This is a genomic window from Coprobacter sp. (assembly GCF_982436375.1).
On sequence record NZ_CEWDCG010000321.1, the window covers coordinates 1 to 1,665 of the forward strand.

The window sequence follows — 1,665 nt, forward strand, 5'->3', positions numbered from 1 at the left end:
AATACGTTGACATATTGCAATTTAATAGGATGAAATTTAGAGCCTCATAATCTGACAGCTTATTTGCAGGAGTAACCTCAATATTCATGTCCAATCCCAAAAGAACCTTCAAGTTTACCTTAGATAATTTCACCCCATTCTCGGCTTGTAATAATCCGGGTTCTAAAGTCCGTACCTGAACCTCAGCGCGCAAAACATCGTATTCCGAAGCGACACCATGTTCATATTTATTTCTAAAATCCTTTGCATTTAGGCAGGCATTATCATAACTCTCTTTCAAAACTTGATATGAATCTTCACTCATCATAACATTATAGTATGCCTTCTTTACCTGATCTACTAAAGATAACCGTGAAGCCCGAGCACTTTCTAAAGTCTGTTCTATATCAGCTTTCGAAAGTTGTATATTTTTCCAAAACGTAGGAGCAACAATCGGTAACTGAAAATTAAATCCCATAGAATAAGAGTTATCCTGCCCGACTTTCATACCATTATCCATTCCCGGAATATCCATGTCCATATACATAACTTGTTTTTTCAATGTTCGAGAATAGTCTCCGGATGCCGTAATCGTAGGAAATAAGTTTCCGATAGCCCCCTTACGAAAATAATCTTTTCTGGTGATCTCTATATCGGCTACTTTTATTGTCGGGTTTTCGCTTAAAGCAATTTCGATAGCCTTATCCAAATCTAAAGTCAAAGACCGAGACTGCTCCTGAGCTCCGGCTTTATATACAATCGCAAATGTTAACAACAAAGTCATCCCGACCTGTCTTAAATATATACCTTTTTTCATACTTATTCGGGTTCTAATAAATTTATCTTTATGCATTCTCTGTTCTATCGACAAACTCATCGATAAACATAATTCCTTTTGAAGTCGCAATACCACGAATAAAGTTCATGAAAATCGTTTCATAAACATCTATAAACGAATAATGCGAGGCAAATACTTCATCTGAATTAAAAAGAAAATCAAATTGCGCCATCAATAAAAAAGAAGCTATTTGCGACTTCAAATTTTCACGAATCAAACCTTCTCGTTTGCCTTGTTCCATTAATGAAGCCATATATCCGGCTCTTTGGTCTCTATTATTATCCAGAACTTGTGCGATAGACGGATGATAGCGCTTTACATCACTAAAATAATTTCTATTCACATTTTGCATTTTACGCCATGTGCTTTGAAAAACCTTTAACAACAGATCTAACGAATTTTCGGCAGTTTTATAAATCTCTTCAGCCTCATCTTCTGTCTCTTTCTGAATATACAAAATACATTCTAACAATAACTGGTCCTTATCTTTAAAGTTTTCATAAAGCGTACGTTTCGAGATTCCCATTTGACTGGCGATATAATCCATAGTCACAGATTTAATCCCATGTCTGGTGAACAAAACCGCAGCTTTATCAATAATTCTGTTTCTCAATTCTTTATTCATACGACCTTTTTCTTTTAGAGTCTACTTAAGAGTATAGCTTGTCTAAATTTTTTGAATAAAAAGCTTAATCACTCTTTTATATTTGACAAAGATAAACGAAAACTTATAAAACATATAAAGTTTTCTAAATAATCCATTTTTCAATACAGTTAATTAATGTAAATAAGGCGATCTCAAAATGAGCACATTATTTAACAATGTTATAGTTTGTATTTTTTATTTT

At 33.6% G+C, this 1,665-nt stretch carries 2 protein-coding genes; both read right to left on the reverse strand.

Annotated features, from left to right (window positions below; translation table 11 throughout):
* Positions 1-796, reverse strand: a 796-nt coding sequence (locus AC1WHX_RS12060; RefSeq protein WP_481229464.1) for a TolC family protein, incomplete at its 3' end; no start/stop codon positions are given.
* Positions 797-824: 28 nt separating this feature from the next.
* Positions 825-1,442 (reverse strand): TetR/AcrR family transcriptional regulator, encoded by a 618-nt coding sequence (locus AC1WHX_RS12065; RefSeq protein WP_009316934.1) that lies wholly within the window; start codon positions 1,440-1,442, stop codon positions 825-827.
* Positions 1,443-1,665 lie beyond the last annotated feature (223 nt).

Coding starts and splice junctions, on each gene's coding strand:
- AC1WHX_RS12065 (WP_009316934.1), bottom strand. CDS start 1,442: ATGAATAAAGAATTGAGAAACAGAATTATTGATAAAGCTGCGGTTTTG.